General features: G+C 65.9%; 16 protein-coding genes, 2 tRNA genes and 2 pseudogenes. 7 read left to right on the forward strand and 13 right to left on the reverse strand.

All coding sequences use genetic code 11. The features are described from left to right. Positions 1-301: 301 nt before the first annotated feature. A complete protein-coding gene (locus ACWEFB_RS37100) occupies positions 302-1,009 on the forward strand; it encodes a hypothetical protein (protein ID WP_452292918.1) in 708 nt (235 codons plus the stop codon). Next, complete coding sequence (locus ACWEFB_RS37105; RefSeq protein ID WP_452292919.1) at positions 1,006-1,215, forward strand: hypothetical protein; 210 nt, start codon at positions 1,006-1,008, stop codon at positions 1,213-1,215. Before ACWEFB_RS37100 ends, ACWEFB_RS37105 begins: the two co-directional genes overlap by 4 nt. Before the next feature lie 28 nt (positions 1,216-1,243). On the opposite strand, the gene ACWEFB_RS37110 is transcribed toward ACWEFB_RS37105, so the two are convergent. Together ACWEFB_RS37110 and ACWEFB_RS37115 are read right to left on the reverse strand one after the other, a co-directional pair. Then, positions 1,244-2,503 carry an MFS transporter gene (locus ACWEFB_RS37110; protein WP_452292920.1) on the reverse strand — a complete coding sequence of 420 codons (1,260 nt, stop codon included), beginning with the start codon at positions 2,501-2,503 and terminating at the stop codon, positions 1,244-1,246. A 1,235-nt stretch (positions 2,504-3,738) separates the two neighbouring features. Next, a pseudogene (locus tag ACWEFB_RS37115) lies at positions 3,739-4,212 on the reverse strand (IS701 family transposase); the annotation flags it as partial. A 106-nt stretch (positions 4,213-4,318) separates the two neighbouring features. On the opposite strand from ACWEFB_RS37115, the gene ACWEFB_RS37120 reads away from it, so the two are divergent. Together ACWEFB_RS37120 and ACWEFB_RS37125 are read left to right on the forward strand one after the other, a co-directional pair. Further along, positions 4,319-5,413 carry an IS630 family transposase gene (locus ACWEFB_RS37120; protein ID WP_452292921.1) on the forward strand — a complete coding sequence of 365 codons (1,095 nt, stop codon included), beginning with the start codon at positions 4,319-4,321 and terminating at the stop codon, positions 5,411-5,413. Between the two features lie 34 nt (positions 5,414-5,447). Continuing rightward, a complete protein-coding gene (locus ACWEFB_RS37125) occupies positions 5,448-6,542 on the forward strand; it encodes an IS630 family transposase (protein WP_452292921.1) in 1,095 nt (364 codons plus the stop codon). On the opposite strand, the gene ACWEFB_RS37130 is transcribed toward ACWEFB_RS37125, so the two are convergent. The 8 genes and pseudogenes from ACWEFB_RS37130 to ACWEFB_RS37165 all read right to left on the reverse strand — a co-directional run. Then, a complete protein-coding gene (locus ACWEFB_RS37130) occupies positions 6,539-7,768 on the reverse strand; it encodes an ATP-grasp domain-containing protein (protein WP_452292922.1) in 1,230 nt (409 codons plus the stop codon). The two genes, ACWEFB_RS37125 and ACWEFB_RS37130, sit on opposite strands and share 4 nt — an antisense overlap. Before the next feature lie 84 nt (positions 7,769-7,852). Then, complete coding sequence (locus ACWEFB_RS37135; protein ID WP_452292923.1) at positions 7,853-9,364, reverse strand: asparagine synthetase B family protein; 1,512 nt, start codon at positions 9,362-9,364, stop codon at positions 7,853-7,855. A gap of 152 nt (positions 9,365-9,516) precedes the next feature. Then, positions 9,517-9,966 carry a RidA family protein gene (locus tag ACWEFB_RS37140; protein WP_452292924.1) on the reverse strand — a complete coding sequence of 150 codons (450 nt, stop codon included), beginning with the start codon at positions 9,964-9,966 and terminating at the stop codon, positions 9,517-9,519. Between the two features lie 94 nt (positions 9,967-10,060). Beyond that, positions 10,061-11,113: a class I SAM-dependent methyltransferase gene (locus ACWEFB_RS37145; RefSeq protein ID WP_452292925.1), complete on the reverse strand. Its 1,053-nt coding sequence runs from the start codon at positions 11,111-11,113 to the stop codon at positions 10,061-10,063. A 23-nt stretch (positions 11,114-11,136) separates the two neighbouring features. After that, complete coding sequence (locus tag ACWEFB_RS37150) at positions 11,137-11,976, reverse strand: alpha/beta fold hydrolase (protein ID WP_452292926.1); 840 nt, start codon at positions 11,974-11,976, stop codon at positions 11,137-11,139. Next, positions 11,973-15,227, reverse strand: coding sequence for an amino acid adenylation domain-containing protein (locus ACWEFB_RS37155; protein WP_452292927.1), 3,255 nt, complete (start codon positions 15,225-15,227; stop codon positions 11,973-11,975). Before ACWEFB_RS37155 ends, ACWEFB_RS37150 begins: the two co-directional genes overlap by 4 nt. Before the next feature lie 80 nt (positions 15,228-15,307). Next, a complete protein-coding gene (locus tag ACWEFB_RS37160) occupies positions 15,308-16,393 on the reverse strand; it encodes a methyltransferase (protein ID WP_452292928.1) in 1,086 nt (361 codons plus the stop codon). Between the two features lie 667 nt (positions 16,394-17,060). Further along, positions 17,061-17,488: pseudogene (locus ACWEFB_RS37165) on the reverse strand (hypothetical protein); the annotation flags it as partial. A 603-nt stretch (positions 17,489-18,091) separates the two neighbouring features. Between ACWEFB_RS37165 and ACWEFB_RS37170 the strand changes: the two are divergent. Then, positions 18,092-19,450, forward strand: a complete 1,359-nt coding sequence (locus tag ACWEFB_RS37170; protein WP_452292929.1) for a tyrosine-type recombinase/integrase — start codon at positions 18,092-18,094, stop codon at positions 19,448-19,450. Between the two features lie 160 nt (positions 19,451-19,610). On the opposite strand, the gene ACWEFB_RS37175 is transcribed toward ACWEFB_RS37170, so the two are convergent. Continuing rightward, positions 19,611-19,683: transfer RNA gene (locus ACWEFB_RS37175), tRNA-Arg, on the reverse strand. Positions 19,684-19,718: 35 nt separating this feature from the next. After that, positions 19,719-19,809 (reverse strand) — tRNA-Ser (locus ACWEFB_RS37180). A gap of 170 nt (positions 19,810-19,979) precedes the next feature. On the opposite strand from ACWEFB_RS37180, the gene ACWEFB_RS37185 reads away from it, so the two are divergent. Then, the gene (locus ACWEFB_RS37185) at positions 19,980-21,545 is read left to right on the forward strand and encodes a hypothetical protein (protein ID WP_452292930.1); all 1,566 of its coding nucleotides are present in this window, start codon (positions 19,980-19,982) and stop codon (positions 21,543-21,545) included. A 23-nt stretch (positions 21,546-21,568) separates the two neighbouring features. Here ACWEFB_RS37185 and ACWEFB_RS37190 read toward each other — a convergent pair whose 3' ends face one another. Next, positions 21,569-22,339 (reverse strand): CPBP family intramembrane glutamic endopeptidase, encoded by a 771-nt coding sequence (locus ACWEFB_RS37190; protein WP_452292931.1) that lies wholly within the window; start codon positions 22,337-22,339, stop codon positions 21,569-21,571. 208 nt (positions 22,340-22,547) lie between these two features. Here ACWEFB_RS37190 and ACWEFB_RS37195 point away from each other — a divergent pair, with 208 nt between their 5' ends. Next, a complete protein-coding gene (locus ACWEFB_RS37195; RefSeq protein WP_326561736.1) occupies positions 22,548-23,663 on the forward strand; it encodes a globin domain-containing protein in 1,116 nt (371 codons plus the stop codon). Positions 23,664-23,742 lie beyond the last annotated feature (79 nt).

Raw genomic sequence — 23,742 nt, forward strand, 5'->3', positions numbered from 1 at the left:
AACGGGAAGATCCACTCCGGGCGAGCTGCCGAGATCACCTGCACACCGACATGATCCACCATGGACCACCTATCGAGTTACGAGACGTCCTTTAGCGGAGCTGTTCATATCCGCCTCGGATCCGGTCAGCCTGGCCGACGCCGGCTACCTCGCTACATCAATCAGAGAGGCAGTCGCGGTAGCCCGACAAACGCACCGGCCGTACTGGCTGAAGCGGGCGTGCCCACCCTGGTGCATCGCGATCCATCTGGACGGCGACGAACTCGATGATCGGCTCCACTGGCCAGACGACTCGCCACCTGTGCTGCTGTCGCTGCATCACTCGGTGAGTACGGCCGGAGAGTCGTGCAGCGCCCAGGCGTACCGGCCGCAGCAGTTGGAGGTCGACATGGAACAGCGCGCCGACGCGTTCGAGCCGGTGGTGAAGTTCTCGATCGAGGGCGCGGCGGCGGTGTTGTGCCTCACGCTCGACGAGGCCGAACAGGTGCGGACGGCAATCGGCCGGGTCGTGGCCCTGGCCCGCGATGGAGACAACCAGCCGATCGCGGCCGCCCAGTCGTTGGCCGGCCCAGCACCGACGCCGGATCGACCGAGCCCCGACCGAGACCTGCTCGACCGGGTGGTCCATGACGAGGGCCTGACGGCCGGACAGAAGATCAGCGTGCTCCGCGGCGCGATCGCCGAGCTCCTCACCCAGCAGGGCCTGAGCGTCCCCGAGCGGGCCTCGCGGTTGAACTGCACCGAACAGCAGGCGGTGGACGCGGTGATGGACTTCGCCATGTGGTCACACGCCGGCTACCTGCTTCCACCCACAAAGCCAGCCCAGCCGCCGTGCCCGGTGTGGTGCGAGGGAAACTGCCACACAGAAGACGGCGACCGCCTGCACACCCGGCATATGGCCGCCGTGTACGGCATCCAAATCGATGATGCCGACGACCTCAAGCTCGCACGGTCGACCTTGAAGCGTTCAACTCGCCCGACGGGCACGGTGACGAGCCGCCATCGGTGACGTTGGCCATCGACAACCCGGAACAGCCCACCGCCGATCTGAGCAAGATCAGCGGAATGGACCACGACACGGTCCGGCACCTGGCCGCAACGTTGGTGTCGGGCTGCTGGGACCGCACAACAATCCCGCTCACCCCTCAGCAGGCGGCGAACCTCGGCGCGACGCAGGCGTCTGACCTGGGGTTCCCCAGGTCAGACGCCATTTGATCTTGTGTGCCCGAAGGGACTCGAACCCCTAACCTTCTGATCCGGTGGATGCTCGAACGGAGACGGAATCGGGCGTGGGGCCGGCGGTGTGGGTGAGGGTGACTTCGGCGGCGGCAGCGTCGGACCGCCGGTGACGCAACTCGGCCGGTACCACCGCCAGTGCGATCAGCGCGCCGAGCAAACCCGTCGCGGCGAACCCCCAGGCCGGTACGGAGGCATCGATCACCGCCCCGGCCAGCGGGGTGCCGAGCGCCAGCCCCACCACCATCGCCGAACCGTGCAGGCCCATCGCCTCACCCCGTACGCTCGCCGGCACCAGCCGGCTCACCGCGTCGGCGGTGGCGGCTATGGTCGGCGCGGTGAGCGCCCCGGACGGCAGCAGCACTAGGGCCAGCAGCCACCATTCGCCGCTGCCCAGACCGACCGGAATGGTGACCAGACCGAGCAGCAGGGCAAGGCTCAGCGACGGAACCGGGCGGGACAGCGCTCCGTAGGTGAAGCCGCCGACCAACGAGTACGAGGCCCAGAGCGCCAGCACCACGCCGGTCCAGTCGACCTGACCGGCGTCACGCAGCACCGCCACCACCGCCACTTCGGTGCCGGCGATCACCAGCGTGCTGGCCGCGCCACCAGCGAGCAGCCCGATCAGCCGTGGGGTCAGCCATTCCCGGCGGGGCAGCGGCTGCGCCGGCGTCGTCTCCTCGTCCCGGGCCCGGGTCGGCGGGTTGAGCACCAGCAGGGTGAGTCCGGCCAGCACGATGCCGCCGCCGACGGCATACATGGTCAGGGTGGGCGAGACACTGGTGGCCAGGGCCACCGCCGCCGCCGGACCGATCATGAAGCTGAGTTCGACCGACATCGAGTCCAGCGCGTACGCCTGACGGCGCTGGGTCGGCGGGACCAGCGCGGCGATCGACTGCCGGACCACGGAGAAGACCGGGAGGGTGAGCAGCCCGCCGACGAACGCGGCACCGAGCAGCACCGGGTACGGCAGGACCGGCGCCGTGCCCCAGAACAGCGCCGAGACCGCCGTGGTCAGCAGCAGCATCGGCCGCAGGCCGCGCCGGTCGACCAGCCGGCCGAGCAGCGGTGCGCCGAGCGCCGAACCGACCGTCAGCGCGGCCCCGACCAGTCCGGCGGCGAAATATCCGCTACCCAGATCGAGTACGTGCAGCGTCATCGCCACCGCGGTGGCCGCCACCGGGACCCGGGCGAGGATCGCGACCAGCAGCAGGGGCCGCAACCCCGGCAGCGCGAGTGTGTCCCGGTAAGGCTTCACATCCAACATGACCTATACCTCCAGGGCGACCTGCTAAGACGAATGATTCCCGTGGCGTTCGCTGACGTGACATGAAAAGAGAGATGTGATGACTCGCCTACCCGACGATCACTTGGAATCGAGGGGCGTTTGCAGCCAGAGTTCGTTGCTGACCGACCGGGATTTCATAACCATCCGTCGAGCGTTACGGCGAGGGTCACCGGATGAGGGTGATCGAGTCATGTCTTACCGCACCACGCTCGGTGTCACGAATGCCCCTCTGGGACGCCGCCTGTGCGTTCGCTATTGACCGCTGAGGCAAGGTGCCCGCAGAGCAGGGGAATGAGGACACGGTCCAGGCTCAGCGCAGCCCTCAGGCCGAAGCCGTCCTCGTGCACGCCGGAACCCTGGTCGCCGCGACACTCGACGAAGTCCGCGCACCAGCCCTACGGTCGGCAGTAACAGCTCCGGCATGCGGATGACGGTATTACCTGCTCGGCGGATCGGCCAGCCGTCTATGCGCAGCGCCAACAGTACTCAGAGGCCGATCCTGCGCAATGGTTGCCGCCCCCTACAAGAGTTAGAGGCGGAGGCCCTACCCCGCTCCAGCGCCGCGCCAGGATCCTCAATGAGGACTCTCAGCAAGAGGAGGACGTCAGACAGGCACCAATCCAGGTCTACCACATTGTGACACACACCACATTGATGCGGTCGAGATTTCGGTCGGCGTTGCTGGTCGAAGATCGCCCAGATGAGGGTGACTGAACCCCGGCCACGCCGTGGGCGGTCAGCGACCGCAGAAACGCCAGCCAGCGGCGCCGTCTTCATCGGACAGCGGCCTTCGCCGGCTGCCCTTGCGCGAGTTCGCCATCAATGATTCCAGCTCATCGGCCCCGACGGCGACCTGGCCAGAGCGGAGCCAAAACGGCTGCGTTAACCGGATCCGGGTGGCGGAACAGCGACCGCAGCTGCTGCATGCGATCGGCAAACACCGTCCTGCCGCGAGTCCACGCGACCCGCTCCATGATCACCGTCGTCGGCATGTCCGGGAACTCCGCCAACAAGGCCCGGATCTGCGGCTCCACCGCGTCCACAATCGAGCGCTTCGCCGCCCGCTGATCGCGAGGCGGCCCATGACCGGCCAAGGCCCTGCATACCGTGTTACGCGAGACCCCCAACCGGCGACAGATGGCCTTGATCGCCATCTGTCGCGCCCGGTGCAACCGACGATCTCCGCCCGGTCCTCCACGCCCAAAGCTGGTGTCGGGTACGCAGGTGTCGTCCCAGGACTCCGGGACGAACAGTCGCCAGTCCAGCACCGCTGAGGCGGCGTCGGTCGCGGCGTGGACGGTGACGGCGATCTGGCAGTTGGCGACCTTACCGAGCGTGCCGGAATACTGCCGCGATACACACGCCGAAGCTCTGCCGTCCTTCGGGAACCCGGTGTCGTCGACCACCCAGACTTGTGCTGCCACCAGGTCAACCGCAGCCGTCGCCAGCCGCCGCCGTACACCCTTCACATCCCAGGTCGACGAGGTCAGGAACTGTTGGAGTTGCTGGTGATCGACCCCGAGCCTTTGCGCCATCGGCTGCATCGACTTGCGCCGGCCGTCCAGCATCAACCCCCGCAGATACCGCAGACCGGTCGCCCGCTGATCCGAGCGTGGTAACCCCGCGAACGCCTCCGCCGCGAAGTCCTCCAGTTGCGCCCGCACCCGAGCGAGCCCCAGCTCATCCACACCCATAGCCAAACATCGTCACGAATGCCCACACAAGCGACACGCCGCAACGACCTAACAAAGCACTACTAGTGTCCTGAGTCCGTAGTTTCCTGTTAGTTCTGGTATGGGTGATGGTCGTGGGCCGAAGCTGGCCCTGCTGGAGTTGACGGGCGCCGAGCGGGACGCGTTGGAGGCGTTGACTCGTAGGCGTTCGACCGCGCAGGCCCTCGCGACGCGGGCGCGGATCATCCTGGCTTGCGCCCAGGGTCTGTCGAATAGTGAGGTGTCACGGCTGCTCGGTGTGTCGTTGCCGACGGTCGGCACGTGGCGGTCGCGGTTTGTCGTCCATCGGGTCGATGGTTTGTATGACGAGCCGCGGCCGGGTCGTCCACGCCAGGTCAGTGACGCGGACGTGGAACGGGTGATCGTGGAGACGTTGGAGTCGACGCCCCGTAACGCGACGCACTGGTCGAGTCGGTCGATGGCGGCGGCGACGGGCCTGTCGCAGTCGACGGTGTCGCGGATCTGGCGGACGTTCGGGTTGCAGCCGTGGCGGGCGGAGTCGTTCAAGTTGTCGACGGATCCGTTGTTCGTCGACAAGGTCCGTGACGTCGTCGGGTTGTATCTCGACCCGCCGGAACGGGCGTTGGTGCTGTGTGTTGATGAGAAGTCGCAGATCCAGGCCCTGGACCGGTCGCAGCCGGTGTTACCGATGCAGCCCGGTGTGCCGGAACGCCGTAGTCACGACTACCTGCGGGCGGGTGTGACGAGCCTGTTCGCGGCGTTGGACCTGGCCACCGGGACGGTGATCGGGTCGGTGCACCGCCGGCACCGGCAGCAGGAGTTCCTGAAGTTCCTGCGGAAGATCGACGGGGCGGTGCCCGGTGATCTGGACGTGCACCTGGTGCTGGACAACTACGCCACGCACAAGACCCCGGCGGTGAAGCGGTGGCTGCTCCGCAACCCCCGCTTCCACCTGCACTTCACCCCGACCAGCGCGAGTTGGCTCAACCTCGTCGAACGGTTCTTCGCCGAGATAACCAACAAACTCATCCGCCGTGGGGTCCACCGCAGCGTCGTCGCCCTGGAGAAGGACATCCGGGCCTGGCTGGCCATCTGGAACGAGCAACCACGCCCGTACGTCTGGACCAAGACCGCCGACGAGATCCTCAACAGCCTCGCGACGTACTGCAAACGAATCAAAGACTCAGCACACTAGTGTCCTGAGTCCGTAGTTTCCTGTTAGTTCTGGTATGGGTGATGGTCGTGGGCCGAAGCTGGCCCTGCTGGAGTTGACGGGCGCCGAGCGGGACGCGTTGGAGGCGTTGACTCGTAGGCGTTCGACCGCGCAGGCCCTCGCGACGCGGGCGCGGATCATCCTGGCTTGCGCCCAGGGTCTGTCGAATAGTGAGGTGTCACGGCTGCTCGGTGTGTCGTTGCCGACGGTCGGCACGTGGCGGTCGCGGTTTGTCGTCCATCGGGTCGATGGTTTGTATGACGAGCCGCGGCCGGGTCGTCCACGCCAGGTCAGTGACGCGGACGTGGAACGGGTGATCGTGGAGACGTTGGAGTCGACGCCCCGTAACGCGACGCACTGGTCGAGTCGGTCGATGGCGGCGGCGACGGGCCTGTCGCAGTCGACGGTGTCGCGGATCTGGCGGACGTTCGGGTTGCAGCCGTGGCGGGCGGAGTCGTTCAAGTTGTCGACGGATCCGTTGTTCGTCGACAAGGTCCGTGACGTCGTCGGGTTGTATCTCGACCCGCCGGAACGGGCGTTGGTGCTGTGTGTTGATGAGAAGTCGCAGATCCAGGCCCTGGACCGGTCGCAGCCGGTGTTACCGATGCAGCCCGGTGTGCCGGAACGCCGTAGTCACGACTACCTGCGGGCGGGTGTGACGAGCCTGTTCGCGGCGTTGGACCTGGCCACCGGGACGGTGATCGGGTCGGTGCACCGCCGGCACCGGCAGCAGGAGTTCCTGAAGTTCCTGCGGAAGATCGACGGGGCGGTGCCCGGTGATCTGGACGTGCACCTGGTGCTGGACAACTACGCCACGCACAAGACCCCGGCGGTGAAGCGGTGGCTGCTCCGCAACCCCCGCTTCCACCTGCACTTCACCCCGACCAGCGCGAGTTGGCTCAACCTCGTCGAACGGTTCTTCGCCGAGATAACCAACAAACTCATCCGCCGTGGGGTCCACCGCAGCGTCGTCGCCCTGGAGAAGGACATCCGGGCCTGGCTGGCCATCTGGAACGAGCAACCACGCCCGTACGTCTGGACCAAGACCGCCGACGAGATCCTCAACAGCCTCGCGACGTACTGCAAACGAATCAAAGACTCAGCACACTAGGCCACCAGGAGTCGCATCATGCCGTGCACCGCCTCTGCGTCGCGGAACAACTGCTCCCGGTCCTCATGTACGAGACGGATCAGCCCCCAGCAGCCATCCAGGTCTCGGGTGACCGGCCAGTGAACGCCCTGCGGAGCGATCATCCTCTCGCCGTCGTACGAGGGAAGCTCCCTGACCCCTTCGAGCCCCGCATAGCTCTGCACCACACCAGGCTCGTCGTTAATGAGGCAACAGATGTTGTAGTGGCGCTCGAAGTGGTGGTCCCCGGACGTACGGCGCCCGTCGACGAAGATCCTGATGTTCTCCTGGAAGACGTTGAGGCCCGAGCACTTCTGGATCATCAAGGGAACGCTGGCACCCGGAAGGCGGTTGTTGACCTCAACGACCCGCAAGCCGCGTGACGTCATCTTGAATTCGGTGTCGTTGATCCCGTAACGCACGTCGAGCGCGTCGTTGACCGACCTCACGTACGGCAGGGCCGCTAGGGCGATCGGATCGTCCAACGGAAGTGAGAACATGTTTCGGTAGATGCTCGCGTTTCCGTCCCGCTGGATCTTTTCGTACTTGGCGAAGGCTATCGGCACGGCCTCGCCGTCACCTGCGTGCGCCAGGTCCATGAAATACTCGTCGCCATCCAGGTATTCTTCGGCCAGCACCGTCGAAAACCGCTGGTGGTAGGGGTCGGCCTGACTCACGATCACGTTGAAGGCGTCGACGACCTCCTGCCGGTTCGCGCACACGAAGACATGGACGCCCCCGACCGAGGCATTCGGCTTGAGAACCACCGGATAGCGGTGCCCGTCAGCCCAGGAGATGATCGACTCCAGATCCCCTGACTCGTGGAACGCGGCACACGGGACCCCGTGCCGTGTCCAGTACTCCTTCATCACACGCTTGTTCCTTCGGGCCTCCAGACTCTCGGTCGGATTGCCGATAAGCCCGAGCGACTCAGCCAGCACGTCTACGATCTTGAGAGACGGTGGAGCTCCCGGGACGACCGCGACGACACCGCGGCCCTTCAGGAACGCCACCGTCTCGTCGATGGAGGAGTGTTGGTAGACCTCGCTGAAGTCCGCCGGATCGAACGTCTGCGTGATGTAGGGGGTGCGGTATTCCTGCGTCAGGACACAGATCACTCTGAAGCCGAGGGCGGTGCCTTCCCCGCCGTAGGGCCCAGCCGCTGCAACCGGATCTATGACCGCGATGGCGGGGTCGAGGTATGACATCTGAAAACTCCTCCCGAAAAGACACTGTGCACAGCTTCAACGCGTCCCAACTGCCGGGTCCGTGGCCACTGACGCGACGGCGTACTAGGAAATGAATTCGAAGTAGCCGTTCGCCGCGTAGTCATCCACGGGTCGCTTGAACCGTTCGGCCGGCGGCGGGAAGCCTGCCTTCAAGAAGATGTCGAGAAAATAGGCACCTTCCGTGCTGGTGATGCCGATCCCGCGGGCGACCCGGTCGTCCACGTCCACATGCTCACGCGCATAGTTGATGACGACGTTCTTGATGCCACTGCCGTCCGGCATGCGGATCTTGGGTCGGTCGACGATGTAGGCGGGCAGGCGGTCGCGCATGGCCTCCCGAAGAACCCACTTCTCGACGCCGTCACGGATCTTCAGATCCATCGGCAGAGAATACGCGAACTCGAGAAGATGGCGGTCCAGGAACGGCACACGCGCCTCGACGGAGTTCATCATGCTCGAGCGGTCCACCCGTTGCAGATCGGTGCGGTGGAGGTTGCCCACCCGGTACTTCATCAGACCGACCGGATCCGTATGCGTCTTGAACAGGTCGTACCCGGCCAGCACCTCGTCGGCTCCGTCCCCGCAGATGGCCACCTTGATGCCGTGTTTTCTGACGGCCTGATAGATGAGATACTGCGTGCAGGCGTCGATGATGTCCACGACCTCGAACAACTCGGCCCCGTGAACAATCCGGGGAATGATGTCGATGAGATCCGAGCGGTTTAAGTGGACGATATGCTGCTTGACCCCGAAGTCTTCGCAGTAACGTCTCGCCACCTCCACATCTGCGGCTCCCTCGAAGCCGACCGTGAAGGCGGTGACGTCGGGGTGATACCTCCGCGCCGCTTGCAATACCGCCGCGCTGTCGATGCCGCCGCTGAACGGAACGGCAAGCGGAAGGTCAGTGTCGACCTGCTTACGAACCGCGTCCTCGAAGATCTCCCGATACCTACGGGAAGCCGCAGAGCTCGCGATCGGGACCTGCTGCTCGTCCAGCTCGAAGTAGCGGACCTCCCTGCCGTTGTGGACGTAGGTCCCGGGCGGCACCGGACGAATGGGCGCGGGATGATCGAGCAGACATTTCTGCTCGGAGGCGAACCGATAGACCCCGTCCTGGAGCTGGTAGTACAGCGGTTTGATGCCGACATGGTCCCGCACCGCTAGGAACGATCCGTCCCTGCTGTCGCAGATGACGAACGCGAACATGCCGTTCAGTTTCCGCAGGAACGGGATTCCCCACTCGAGGTAGGAACGCAGTACCACCTCAGTGTCGGAGTTTGTGCGGAAGGTATGCCCGAGCTCCTCCAGCTCCTGTCGGATGCTTCGGAAGCCGTACAACTCTCCACTGAACACCAACCAGACCTGTCCCGCCTCGTCGGACAACGGCTGGGCCGCATGCGGACGGTCGACGATGGCCAACCGGTTCGTCCCCATCGAGAAGCGAGCTCCCAAACCCCGCTCCCCAAAATGATCAGCATCCCCACGATGCCGGATCCTCTCCAGCATACGGATCAGCTCGTTGTCCCGAGCCGCAGCACGGTCGTCGCCCGTCTGCACCAACTCGCGATCTACCACGACGGCGATCCCACACACCTTGTTACCTCTCATTCGCAAGCTCGAGATCGGGCACGCCTAACCGGGCATTCTTGCTTCGGATCACCAACCGGGCAGCCTCATGGAAGCCGCCTGCGGGCGCGCAACAGATATCGTTCCCGGACAGCGCGACGCTAGCTGGTACTCAAGCTCGTGCTGTCGGTCGACTGCACGAGAACCGCAGTCGCAGTGATCTCGACGAGGAGTTCCGGCCGGAGGAGCGGCGCCTGGACCGTGGTGTTCACGGGCGTAATGTCGCCGAAGTACTTCTGGAACATTCGTGCGTAGTCGTCGAAGTAGCTGAGATCCGTCAGGTGCGTCACAGTACTGACGACGTGGTGCAGTTCTCCTCCCAACTGGTGAAGCGTGGCCTGGATCTTCCTGATGACGTAGTCGGTTTGCGCACCCACGTCCTCGGCGCACGCTTTTCCATTCGCATCGATAGCGGTGGTGCCGGCGACAAATATCTGGTTGCCGACGCGGACACCCCGCGAGTAACCCATCTGCGACTCATATCGCGATGGGCTGAAGACCAACTGCTTGCCGTCCTTCGTGATGGGGCTCGAGATCTCTGGCTCAGTCATCACGGCCTCCCGGTTCGACGATCTGGGGAAAGTTGTTGTTGTTCCGTACGCAGCCGAAAGCGCAAGCACCGGAGGGTCGCGAGGTCGCTCGAGATCAATCCTTACGTCCAACTCCGACAAGGGCGGTGCGGGGCAACTCGCCGACCCAGCCGTCCGCTGTCTCGAACACGGACAAGGTTCCGCTGTCACGCACGGGCGGGGACACGACCGAGCCGAATTGCTCCAGTCCGGACGACCCGTACTGTAAGCACTTGGCCACATGGTCCTCGACCCAGTCCACGACGGAGCCGGCGTCCTGCTCGTCGCAGGTCAGACCGTATGAGTCCAGGAGGTAGTTCAATATGCTTAGTCGCGCGTCGTGAGCGTCGCGTGCATGTACGACGATCGGGTCGTAGATCAGCTTGACCGCGACGTCCGCAAATCCGGCCGCCGCCATCCCCGTCTCCAGTTCGGCGCGACTGAAGTGCGTGTACTTGTGCCCGTTCGGCGAATAGGTGTCGACCACGGTCTCGAACCAGTTCGCCGTCGGTGAGCCGATCTCGAAGTCATGGACGACCAGGCGCCCGCCTGGCCGGAGTACGCGGAAGGCGTCCGCGTACGAGGCAGTGCGCTGATGCACGGGTATGTGGTGGGAACCGTAGGCGAAGAGCACGCCCCCGAACGTTTCGTCGCGGCACAGGAGGAACTGCGCAGCCAGTCGAACCGCCGGTAGCTCGTACGCCAGAGCTTGTCGGATCATCTGCCCCGAAAGATCGCCGGTCAGGATCCAGTGGCGAGGGCTGGACCAGTGCGGCAGCTGACTCGCCGCCCGGGCGACGGTTCCGTCACCACCGAGGACGTCCAGGAGAAGGTAGTCCGGCGGCAGCCCGTCGGCACTCGACTCGCCGGACGCCAGCTCCAGAAGCTGCGCCACTCCGACCGCCTTCACCATGCTCTGCTGGTGAGCCTGCCGGTACGAATCTCCGCGGCCGGTGCTGTTGGACTCGAACTCGTTCGGCTCCGCGAACATCGGCCCCAGCACTTCGTTTCGTCCCGGACGACTCAGCCAGAGCGTCGATGCCATGTACGGAAAGCGGTCTCGAAAGCTCCGCTCGAAGTCACTGATGGACATCCCGGGCAGGTACCGTGCGGCAAGATCGAATGTCACTGCAGGCTCCCTCTTTGCACGTGTCACGTTTGGTTCGACAACGTCAGGTGGTGATCAGATCCCGCGGACTTCGCCTGGCGCCGCAAGTCCTCTGCGCGTCGTACGAGACCGAAGAACGCCTCTGGATCCGTGATATGAGCGATGTGTGTCGCACGTGGGAGCTCGACATACACGCCACGCAGGACAAGTTCGGCCAGGCCACGAGTAGTGCTGCGATCGTGCTCCAGCGAGTTCACGCCAGCCGCCGCGACAGTCGGGACGCCGAAAGTGAGCGGCTCGAATCCCACGGTGTTGAGTTCAGCGTCGGACATCTCGGCCAGTAGTGCCTGGCCGTCCTCGAGGTCGGCGTCCGGTCGGCTGCTGCCCCTCGTCACCTCCCGGCCCAGCAGTGCGCTGCGCAGTCTTCTGACGGCTTCCGTCGGGTCCTCGGCGTCCACCTCCCGGACGAGCGCTTCCCATGGCGCCAGGTCAGGCCACCACGGGAGCCAGCGGATCGGCGGCTCGTACACCACGAGCGCACCGGCCAGCGCCGGCGACTGCCCGAGAGCATTGAGCGCGACCAGGCCGCCGTAGCTGTGACCGACGACGATGTCGGGCTGGTGCCTGGCCAGGATGTCCTGCAGGTCGGCCACGTGCCTGCCCAGCCCGCACGTGGCGTGCCCGGCCCGGGGCGAGTGGCCCCACCCACGACGGTCGTACGCGAGCGAGCGCCACTGAGGCAGGTATCTGCGGGAGCCCCGGATGAAGCTCACCGACGAATCGAGTGTGCCGTGCACATACAGCACGCTGCCTTCGGCGGAATCCTCCGGGCCGCCGACCTCGACCCGAAGCTGAGATGTGTCCGGCCCTCGCTCGCTACTCACCCGGCGACCCGGGTCGAGGGAGGCGGAGCGGGTCTCTGTGGCGGGAACTGTTGGCAGATCTCCTCAGCCAGACCCTCCGGCGTACAACTGTTTAACAGGGACTCGAACTCCATGGCGACTCCAAACCTATCTTTGATCAGAGTAAAGAGCTCGGCAGTGGAAAGTGAGTCCCCGCCGAGTGAGTAGAAGTCGGACTGACTCCTGACCCGGTAGAGCGGCAGCCGCAGGCACTGGGCGAACAACTGGGCCACGGCCCAGGTCGCGCGGGCCCGGTTCCACGCCGTGTCTGCGCCGTCGGGTTGCTCCGCTGCCTGCAAGGTCGGGGTGCCCGGGTCGCTGCTGGTGGAGCGATCGTCGCGGCCGCTGACCTGAGGCATCTGCCAGTCGGCCTTGCCGTTGATGGTGCGCCCGCTGTCCTCGACCTGCTGGAACACAGTCGGTATCATCGGGGGGTACAGGCGTGGCGCGAGAAATCGCCGCAGAGCTTCTTCGTCGAGCGTGCCTTCGGCGACCACGACGCTGGCTCTCAACTGCCCCTCTGCCTCATAGACGGTGCAGGCGGAGACCTGCGGGAACTCGGCGATGACGTTTTCCACCTCGTTCAGTTCAATTCGGTGGCCCCTGATCTTCACCTGCCGGTCGGCTCGTCCGATGAACTCCAAGGTCCCGTCCGGCCGCCACCGGCAACGATCTCCCGTGCGATAGATGAGCTGGCCGGGCCTGTCCACGAAGTGGTCCGCCGCAAACCGCTCCTCCATCAGGTCAGGGCGATTGAGATAGCGACCCAAACCAATGCCACCGATACACAGCTCTCCCTCTACCCCGACGGGCACGGGACGGTCGCCGTCGAGCACGTATACCCTTTTGTTCGTCGCCGGCCGCCCAATGGGCGGCCTATCGTCACTGCCGCCGCACTCATGCCACGCGGTCAGCGCCGCCGCTTCCGCCGGACCATAGATATTCAGGAAACGTCGATGCGGGCCATGCCATTTTCGAACGATGGGTGAAGCGAGTCGTTCGCCGGCCGCAGCCCCGATCCTGAGGTCGGGAAGGTCAGTGTACGGCAGGCTCGACCACACCGACGGCGTCAGGATGACGGAGGTGATCCTTCGGTGCTTCAGCGTCCTGGCCAACGGGGGACCCACCTGCAGCTTGGTTCTGTCCGCGAACACGAGGGTCGCTCCTGACAGGAGGGTCAGGACGATGTCTGAGATGCACCCGTCGAAGTTCGGCGACAGGAACTGCAGCACCCGGTCGGTGGGGCTAAGACGAAAGATGTCGTTCAGTCCCTCGTGCAGGTTCGACACACCCTCGTGGCTGATGGTGATCGCCTTCGGCTGGCCGGTAGATCCGCTCGTAAAGACGACATAGGCGGTGTTTCCTACGTTGACTCCAGTAACCGGCGCCGACTCGTGGTCCGGTGAGGTCGAGACGACCACCGTGGGTGTGCGTAGCGAGAAGGCTTGAGACGTTGCGAACGATGCGGCGTCGGTCAGCACCAGGGACGACTTTGACTCCTCCAGCATTCCGGCAAGTCGGTCCTGGGGACAGGTGACATCGGCCAGGACGAAGGAGCCACCCGCCTTCGCGACGGCGAGCACGGCACAGACGAAGTCCGTCCCCCGTTCCATCACGATGGCGACTACTGTTTCCGGCTGCACACCGAGGCTGCGCAACTGATACGCGAGTGTGTTGCTTCGACGGTCCAGCTCGCGATAAGTAAGGGCTTCGATCTCGGCTTCCACCGCGATGTTGTCCGGCTGTAGCTTCGCCTGTTCGGAGAATTTCACGTGCCAGGGATCGTGGTCGGCTTGACCCCGGACAGTGCCGCTCCAACGCAAGGTGGCTGCGGCCTCCGCGATTCCGCTCCCCTGTCTATCCGCATGACCGTCTGCATACGCGGGGCGAGTAGGAGAAGCAGAATCCGCGGGCCGGTCCTCGGGCCGGCCGAGCCGGACCGGCGCCGACGCCAGACAGCGGGTGTTGGGGTGGGGACCCCAACGCAAGGCGTCGGTATCACCGCCAAAGCTGTAATCTGAATACTTTTTTAGGAACTGAAGAATCGCTATCCCGGCGAGACGCTCGGCGTACGGTGCGCCAATGCAGTAGTGGCGGCCGAACCCGAAGCCCAAGTGCCGGGCCTCCCCTCGTCGGATGTCAAAGGCCAGTGGATCCGTAAATTTCCGTGAATCCACGTTCGCTGCACCGAGGTGGACGAGGACACTTTGTCCGGCCGCGATCTCGTGACCACCGAGGAGCGCCGGCTCCGTGACCCGACGAGCGATGTACTGGCTCGAGCCGTCCAACCTCAAGATCTCGTTTACGGCCGAATCGATGAGATCGGGGTCTTCGCGAAGGAGCCGTTGTTGCTCGGGGTGTCGGTCGAACAGGCGCAACCCGGTCGATACCAGATGGGTCAACGTCTGGTAGCCGCCACCGGCAAGGACGACACAATTCGCCGCGACCTCGTACAGGAGCTCGTCGACACCAGACTTGTCGAGTTCGTGCGGACGCCCTGCTCGGACCAGCGTGCTGAGGAGGTCCTCCTGCTCGCCGTCCAGCCGGTCACGGCCGGCCGCCTGCAGGGCTGCCAATGCGTCGGTGAGCACCGGTATGACTGTCTTGTCGCGTACGTCGGGCAGGGCGGAGACGCTGCCGAGGAGAGTCTCATAAGCGTCCGCCCACCGGCATATCTCACTCTCCCGTCCCTCCATCCCCAACAGAGCGGCGATCAGCGGCGAGGAGAGGTTGGCGGCGAAGTCGGCGATAATGTCCGCGGTTCCGTGTGCTGGTAGACCTGCCAGTGCCCGACGGACGATGTCCTGCATGACGTGGCCCCAGGCGCGAACACGGGAGCCGGAGAACTGCTCCCGGAGAGCTTCGCGGACCGCGGTATGAGCAGGTGGGTCATTGAAGAGGAGCTGCTTCTGCAGCATCCCTACGACGTCAGCGGCTTCGCCCAGCCCTCTGCTCTGCAACTCCTCCGAGTTGATCAGTCTGGCGGACGAGAAGGTGGCGTGACGGGTCAGCACCTTCACCGACTCCTCGTAGCCGGTGCAGACCCAGACCCGACTAGTCTCGTCGTAGAACACCGGGCCCAGTTCCTGGAGCTGTTGGATGTAGCGGTACGGGTCCGCGATCACTTCCGCTCGCTGGAGGTTGTGGACACCGTGCCTTTGCCTGTCATAGACGCGACCGCCTACTGCTGGTTCCGTCGAACGGCGCTGATCTTCGTGCGGCATGGACTTCATGGACGCCCTCCTTCCCAAAGGCACGGTGGAACCTTCTACGGTCCCGGACCCGGGTGCCCCCTCGGCATGTCAACCGCCAACTACGGCCGCTGGCCCAAAATCATCCCGTGCGGCGTCCAGCCACTGAACTGCTTGCGGCTGATGTTTTTGAAGCCGGCCTCGCGCATACATTTTTCATGCTGTTCCCACGAGTAGATCATGCCGCCTTCCGAGGGCAGGGACGCGAAGTAGACGCTGTCGAGGGCGGCCACCGTCGGTCCATCGCCTTCGTCGTTCGACATGGAGTTGCTGATGACCAACTGGCCACCCTCAGGCAACGCCTGATAGGCCCGACGCATCAGATGCGTGTTCTCCTCGAGCGTCCAAATAACCATCTGGTGAGCGAAGAGAATCACATCGCACTGACTCGGGAACGGATCCTTGAACATATCGCCCGCGACCACGTCGATCTGGTCACTGAGTCCTTCGTCGGCGATCCGTCGTTTAGTGATTCGCGCCGTCGCCGGAATCTCCATGACCGTGACCTGGAGATGCGGGTTCGCTTTCGCGAGGGCGATGGCGTTGACGGCGTCGCCGCCACCGCAATCGAGCAGGTGCTTCGCCCCACTCAGGTCGAGTTCCCTGGTCAGCTCCCTGTTCGCGAGCTCCGACCAGGAGCGCATGTAGGCGTAGAAGACCCGCTCAAGCTCGGGGTTCTCCGACAAGCGGTGGTAGAGGTTGGCGCCGGTGCCACGGACTCGGCGCAGGCCCACGTTCCGGTTGCGCCGCAGCGACTCCGTGAAGTCGAGTTGCCCCTCGTAAACGATGTACTGTTCGAAGGCGACGGTGTCCTTCAAGCGCTGCAGATCGCCATTACCCTTCATGTCGGCCAGGACCCGTGTGACCTCATACTGGCCGTCCGTCTTCTTGGTGAGGCCGAGCGCCGTACAGCCGAGGAGAAGAATGTCGTTGGCCCGCTCGTCGAGGCCGAGGCGTTGGCCGATCTCCGGCTTCGTCAGCTTGGGGTCGTCGAGCAGGACGTCCAACAACCCCAGCTCGCAGGCGGCATTCAGATACTGGAATGCTGCGTGTCCGAACAGTACCCGAGTGAGGCCGTCCATGGTCAGGTCGGAGGGTGCGGCTGCAGTGGTAACCGGGTCAGTGCTCACGGTGAGGTGATCCTCCATGCTGGGACAATGGGACAGGGAGTCGATTGCGATCGTCGCGACGCATCGTGAACTGCGGCATTCTTGCCTTGGGCCGCAGCAGTTCTACCCGCACCAGGCACGCGGGATATCGCCGCCCGGAACAGGTTTGCACAGCGTTGGATACGCCCTATTCTCCGCGCAGGCAAGGATGCTCAGCTACAGGAAAGCCGGGCATCCGCTTCGTCGTAGCCGCGCGCGGAATCCACCCCTGGTCTGATTTAACGGGGCTCGGGGGATGACTGCAGTCCGCCCTAAAGGCGCGACTAGGTGCTGACACGTTTCATGAGTCCCCCGTATTTGGGAACGTCGATTGACGTTCGCTGACCTGAACTAGAGCGAAACATGCATGACGGCCCGTGTCAACATCGACCTCGGTGAGTGACGGCGGTATGTGCCGCCCCCGACAACGTGCCCGCGCACCTGAAGGTCACACCCCATTCCCTCCCGTGGTCCGGCCGAGAGCTAACACCGCGAGGTCAGCCGACTTGCCACGCCGGCATGGCGTAAGCCGGAGCCGGGACGCCGCGGTGTCGCCGATGGGGGTCAACAAATCCGGCAGCAGTCACTGGGCGTGGTGGCAGGATCACAGAGGCGTCGCATCGGCCAGTGCCGGCGGGGCGGATCACCGGACAGCGCCGATGTCCTCCGCCGCAGTCAGGTCGTGGACCGAGCTGGGCAGAGCGGGCGGTGCCCACTCCAGCCGCCCGGCGGCGTCAGCCAGGCAGGCGCAAAACACCTCTACGATGCTTGCCGGTGCGCCGGGTTGTCATTCGTGAGGCGTTCCAGGGCGTAAAGACCAGCGAGTCAGACCGGACCTTGTCTGAGCCGACCATCGGCTGCCTTGACGTACAGCTCGGTAACCCGCTTTTCGCCGGCGTCGTACTCAGTGGCCTGTTGCGTCCGCTCGGCCACCTGTTGCCGGCGTAGTGCGAGCAGCAAAGCTAGTCCACCCGCCACCCCGGCCCCGATCGACAGGCCCGTCCGGATGGTCTCCACCCGTAGCTGTGCCCGTTCCACCGCTCCGCCACCAGCCGGCGGTACGGTGGGTGACCAGGGCAACGAGCAGTGCCCCAACGAAGATCGTCCAGGTGGGGATCGGCCGCAGCGACCGCTCTGGTGGCAGCGGCGCCGACGATCGCGCCTCATCCAGCGCGATGCGACGCCGCCCCACGATCGCGGCGATACGTTCCGTAGCCCGGCTACCGACAACGAGGCAGGACGAGCTCACCACGATCAGCACCGCCAGCGGACCGTTCGCCAGCATCGCGTCTCACCCCGCCGACCACCACGATGTCGGCACCTGGATTAGCAGCGCGGCGACAAGGCCCAATCCGCCTGCCACCGCGAGCACCTTCCGCAATCGCGTCATCACATGGGAATGATGCCGTACCCAGACAACCTGCTCGGTCTCACCGTGACCAGCGGTCTGGCCTGCGAGGCGTGTCGAAGACGAAGGCAGCAGCCAAGACGAAAAAGAACGACCAGGCGTCCCACGAAGGTCCTGTGTCCTCCCGCCGGCGCAGAATTGCTGGCCTTGCTTGGCTCTGCCAAGCCTTTCAGGCTCGCATCGAAAATCAACCGTTGTCGGACCAACGGTCCGCCTGCTTCCCCACACCTCGGGCGAGAATGTGATCAGCGCTCACAATTCTGAAGAACCATATGAAATGTGGAGGAATCATGGCTGGTTCGGGAAAGCTCTACAAGCGGTGCGGCTGCCGGCACAACGACACGAAGAAACGACTGGAGCAGAACTGCACCCGCCTGTCGGAACGCGGCCACGGCACCTGGTACTTCGACTGCTCCGCAACCGACGCCTTCAGCAAGCCCGCCCGGGCACGCCGAGGCGGCTTCCGCTCGAAGACCGCCGCCAGCCAAGCACGCGACGAGTGGCTGACCCAGACCGGCGAGGAACGCACCGCCCAGGGATGGACCCTCGAACGGTGGCTACGGTACTGGCTGTCCACCCGCACCAAGATCAAGCAGACCACCAAGGCCCAGTACACCCGGGACGTCGAACAGTTCCTCATCCCGCACATGGGCCGGATCACCCTGGCCGACCTCAACATCCGCCGAATCCGTAGCGGCTTCGACGACATCGCGCAGACCACCAACGGACGAGGCAAGCCACAGTCTCCCTCGTGCCTGCAGCACCTCCGGACGACCCTCCGAGCGGCGCTCAACCTCGCTGTCCGGGAGGGGCTACTCGACGCCAACCCGATCCGGCACCTCGAACTCCCGTCCTACCGCAAGCCGCACGCCCAGGTCTGGACACCGGCGCGCGTCGCGGAATGGCGGGCAACCGGCCGACGGCCGGCGGTGGCCGTCTGGACCGCGCCTCATCTCGCCGCGTTCCTCGACGCGGTCACCACCGACCGGCTCTTCGCCCTGTGGTGGCTCATAGCCCTACGCGGCCTACGCCGCGGCGAGGCGTGCGGCCTCCGCTGGTCCGACATCGACCTCGACCACGGCGTGCTGTTCATCTTCCGCAGCCGCACCACCGTCGGCCACCAGGTCATCGAGGGAGAGCCCAAAACAGCCGCCAGCACGCGCGCAGTCGCCCTCGACAAACACACCGTGGCCGTGCTCCGCGAGCACCTACGCCGCCAGCGTCAGCAACAGGCCGCCCGGGAGGTGGCAGGCAAAGCCTGCTACGACAGCGGCTACGTGTTCATCCGCCCCGACGGCAGGCCGCTACACCCCGGCTACGCCACCCGGCACTTCACCCGCCTCGTCAAGCGAGCCGACGTCCCACCGATCCGGCTCCACGACCTCCGCCACGGCACGGCATCCCTCGCCCACGAAGCCGGTGCCGACCTCAAAACCGTGCAAGATCTACTAGGCCACGCAAGCATCGTCACCACCGCCGACACCTACACCAGCGTCCTGCCATATGCCCAGCGTAAGTGCGCCGAGGCGACCGCCCGGCTGGTCCTCGCCGCAGCCCGCCGCACCCGCGAGAAGATCAGGAAGAGGGGCCAGAACAACCGCCCCAACCCCCGCCCAAAAAACAAACGCGCGCCCGCCAAGAAGCGATAGCCCCACCACAAAACGCCAGGTCAACACCCATGCGACCCAAGCGAGATTACAGAGAGTGACGGCGCATCCATGACACCCACGTGGCACCCACCGTCCATGAGGGACAATCAACAAAAAACGCCTGACCGCGTTTCCGCAGGTCAGACGTCGTTTGATCTTGTGCGCCCGAAGGGACTCGAACCCCTAACCTTCTGATCCGTAGTCAGATGCTCTATCCGTTGAGCTACGGGCGCAGGTGCTCGATCAGCATACACAAGCCAATCTCGCGCGGAGACTCCGGGATTCGAACCCGGGAGGGGCTTTAAGACCCCAACCGCATTAGCAGTGCGGCGCCATAGACCAGACTAGGCGAAGTCTCCCCGGTGGTCAGCAGACCACCGCCGACCGAGAATACAGGTCCCCCACCGGGGGAGGCAAAGCGAGTATCCCGCGCGGCGTACGCGACGCGCCGCCGAGCGCCGCGCGCCGGCTCGTACCGGCCAACTTTCCGGGAGGTGAACCTCGATGAACCGGACTAGGCTCGCTGGACATGGAGGAGCAGCCGCCCACCGACCCCCCGCCCGGCCGCCGACCGCAGGCGAAGTCAGCACCCCGCTCCCGTACGCCGAAGGCAGCCTTCACCGCCCCGCCGCAGCCGGACCCGCCACCACCGACCGCGCCACGTACGGGCAGGGCCGCACCGGCGGTGCTCTTCCAGCCCCCGTCCGAGGAGCAGCCGGCCCGCCCGGCGCCGCCTCCCGTTGAGCCGACCCGGAACCCGACCCCCTCGGACAGCACCGGTGATCTACCCGCCGACCAGCCCGAGCCCCCACCCGTCAAGGCAGCCCGGAAGACGACCGCCCCGCGAAAGTCGACCACCGCCGCCAAGGCCACCGCTGCCAAGGCCACCGCTGCCAAGGCCGCCGCTGCCAAGGCCGCCGCCGAGGCCACCCCCGCCAAGACGACGCCCACCAAGGTCACCGCCGCCAGGACAACCGCTCCCAAGAGCATCACGCCAAAGACGACCGCGTCGAAGAAGGTCGCGCCGCAGGAGCCGGGCCAGCCCGAGGACACCACCCCGGCCGCCCTCTCCTCCACCCCGCTCCCCATCACCCCGCCGACGTCCGAACCCGGCCCCGGTGCGGTAGCCGAGCCGGCACCGGCCCAGGCACCGGTCAAGCGAGCCGCCCGCAAGAGGGCCGCCATGAAGCCGACAAAGGTCTCGAAGGCGACCAAACGCGCCGAGCCCGTGGCCGTCCCCGCCCAGACACCGCCAACACAGCCCCACCCGGCAACCGCCGAACCGGCGGCCGCCGCCCCAGGAGACACCGAACCGGCAACCCTCAACCCCACAACCGTCGAACCGGGAACCACCCGACCGGCAACGGCCGAACCGACCGGGGCCGAACCGAGGGTCGAGGCGCCGGAGGCTGACCAGCGGGCGTTGGTGCGTACGCGGGAAGAAGGCCGACCACCGATCACCGCCCGCCTGTTCGAGCACCCCGGATTTGCCCCCGAGCTGCTGGCACTCGCCGCCGTACGGGCGCTGGGGCCGACGGCCGCGGCCTGGTCGGCCCGGACCAGGGCGAGTTATCCCACCGCGACCCCGGACGGCCTGGCTCGGCTGGTCACCACCCGGTTCGTCCGGCTGGCCGGCGCGGGTGGCGCGGCGTCGGCTGCCGCCGGCCTGTTCGCGCCGCTCGCCGAACTGGCCGCGGTCTCCTGGACCCATGCTGAGCTGGTGCTGCACCTGGCGGCCGCCTACGACCGCGATCCGACCGATCCGGAGCGGGCGGTCGACCTGCTGGTCCTGACCCAGGTGCATCCGGACGACGGGAGCGCCCGCGACGCCCTCGCCGCCGCGGTGGCGGCGGCCCCGGATGGCGACGGTGGCGGTCTGCACCGGTTGGCGGAGGCGGGTTGGCGGCTGGCCACACCGCTCGCCGCGCAGGCCGGTGGTTGGGTGATGCTGCGGCTGGCTGCCCGGCTGCTGCCCGGTGCGGCGATGCTCGCCGCCGCCGCTGGTGACTCGGCCGCGGCGCAGCGGTTGGCCGCGCGAGCGGTGACCCGCTACCGCACCGCAAGAGTGAGCGGTGGAGCGGTCGGCGGCAACTGAACGCGCCGCCAGCGAATGATCGACTACAGCCAGTCGAGCCAGCTCGACGGTAGGGCGGAATAGCCGACAAAGGCGACGACGTCGAGCAGCGTGTGCGCGACCACGAGCGGCAGGACCCGCTTCGTCCGCAGGTAGAAGAGGCTGAAGATCACGCCCATGATCGCGTTGCCGATGAACGCGCCGAAGCCCTGGTACAGGTGGTAGGAACCGCGTAGCAGCGCGCTCGTCGCGATCACCGCGCCGACCCGCCACCCGAGGTCGCGCAGCCGGGTCACCAGGTAGCCGACGACGACGATCTCCTCCAGGATCGCGTTCTGTGCGGCCGCCAGCACCAGCACCGGGACGGTCCACCACAGGTCGCGCAGGGCGGTCGGAACCACCGAGACGTTGATCCCCAGTTTGGCCGCGACATAGAACAGGCCGAGGCCGGGCAGGCCGATCAGCGCGGCCAGGCCCGCGCCCCGGGCCAGGTCCTGGCCCGGCCGGTGGGCGTCCAGGCCGAGGGTCAGGCGGGCGTCGCCCCGGTCGCGGTTGAGCAGGTGTACGGCGAGCAGCACCGGAACCAGCGCGAACACGATGTTCAGTAGCTGGTACGTGAGGTCGAGCCACGGCCGGGCCGACTGGGACGCGTTGAGTGTGGCGGTCTGCTGGGACAGCGGCCGGTCGGCGGTGAGCCGGCCGATGATGTTCACCATCGCGTAGATCGCGGACTGGCCGAGGGAGACGCCGAGTACCAGCAGGACCTCGGTGCCGATGGTCCGGCGGGACACCGGCCTGGCGAGCTCAACCGTCACCCGACCACTCTGCCTCACGCCCCCGTGACTCGACCTCCCCGGACCCGAAAGTTTTACGCGCCACCCCCGTCCCGGAGTCGATCGCACATTCTGTGCGACCGACATCCACGGAGAGTGTCCATCCTGATCGGGACGGACAGCCCCATGGTCCCGCCATCCGATCAGCTCGCACGTGCGCCGGCCGCACGTCGTCATCGAGAAGGGCGCAATGGACAACCTGGCGCAGGTGTTGAAGGAGAGTTGGACCCTGGTCGAAGAGGACCGGTCCAAGATCGCAGGACATTTCTACGCCCGCCTCTTCCTCTCCAACCCGCAACTGCGCGAGCTGTTCCCCGTACAGATGGACGGCCAGCGGGACCGGCTGTTGGAGGCGATCGTCACCTCGATGCAGACGCTGGACGATCCGGAGCGGTTCGACGACTTCCTGCGCGGGCTCGGTCGCGATCACCGGAAGTACCACGTCAGCCCCGAGCACTACGCGCTCGTCGGCGAGGCCTTGCTGGTCGCGTTGCGGACCGCCGGGGGTGAGCAGTGGACCATCGAGTACGACCAGGCGTGGCGCGACGCGTACGCGGTGATCGCGGAGAAGATGATCGCGGGTGCCGCCGACGACACCAATCCGCCGTTCTGGCATGCCGAGGTGCTGACCCATGAGCGGCGGGGCCGGGACGTGGCGGTCTTCACCTGCCGCCCGCTCCAGTTCCCCCTGCCCTACCGTGCCGGCCAGTACGTCAGCATCGAAGTGCCCCGCTACCAGCCACGACTGTGGCGTACGTACTCGGTCGCGAACGCGCCGACCGAGGACAACGTGATGGAGTTCCACGTCCGGGCGGTCGGCGCCGGTTGGGTCTCCAGCAGCCTGGTCCGCAAGATCAAGCCCGGGGATCTGCTCCGGTTGGCGGCCCCGATGGGGTCGATGGTCCTCGACCGGAAGTCGAACCGGGACATCCTGTGCGTCGCCGGCGGTGTCGGCCTCGCCCCGATCAAGGCACTGGTCGAGGAGTTGACCCTGTACAACCGCACCCGGTGGGTGCACGTCTTCTTCGGCGGCCACAGCCAGGACGAGTTGTACGGCCTCACCGAACTCTACGAACTGGCCGCCCGACATCCCTGGTTGTCGGTCCTGCCCTCGTGCAGCGTCGACGACGGTTTCACCGGCGAGCGGGGCGACCTGGCCGAGGTCCTGGCCCGGTACGGCCCGTGGACCACCCACGACTGCTTCGTCTCCGGCTCGGCCCCCATGGTCCGTTCCATCCTGCGCCTGCTGGCCCAGCACGACGTACCCCCGGCCAACATCCGTTACGACACCTTCGGCGACGTCTAACCCCGCACCACCCCACCACCCCTCACCCAGCCCCCTCCCCCCAAGCCGGGTATCGGGCCCTGCCGGCAGGGCCCGATAC

Source organism: Micromonospora sp. NPDC004704 (assembly GCF_053601675.1).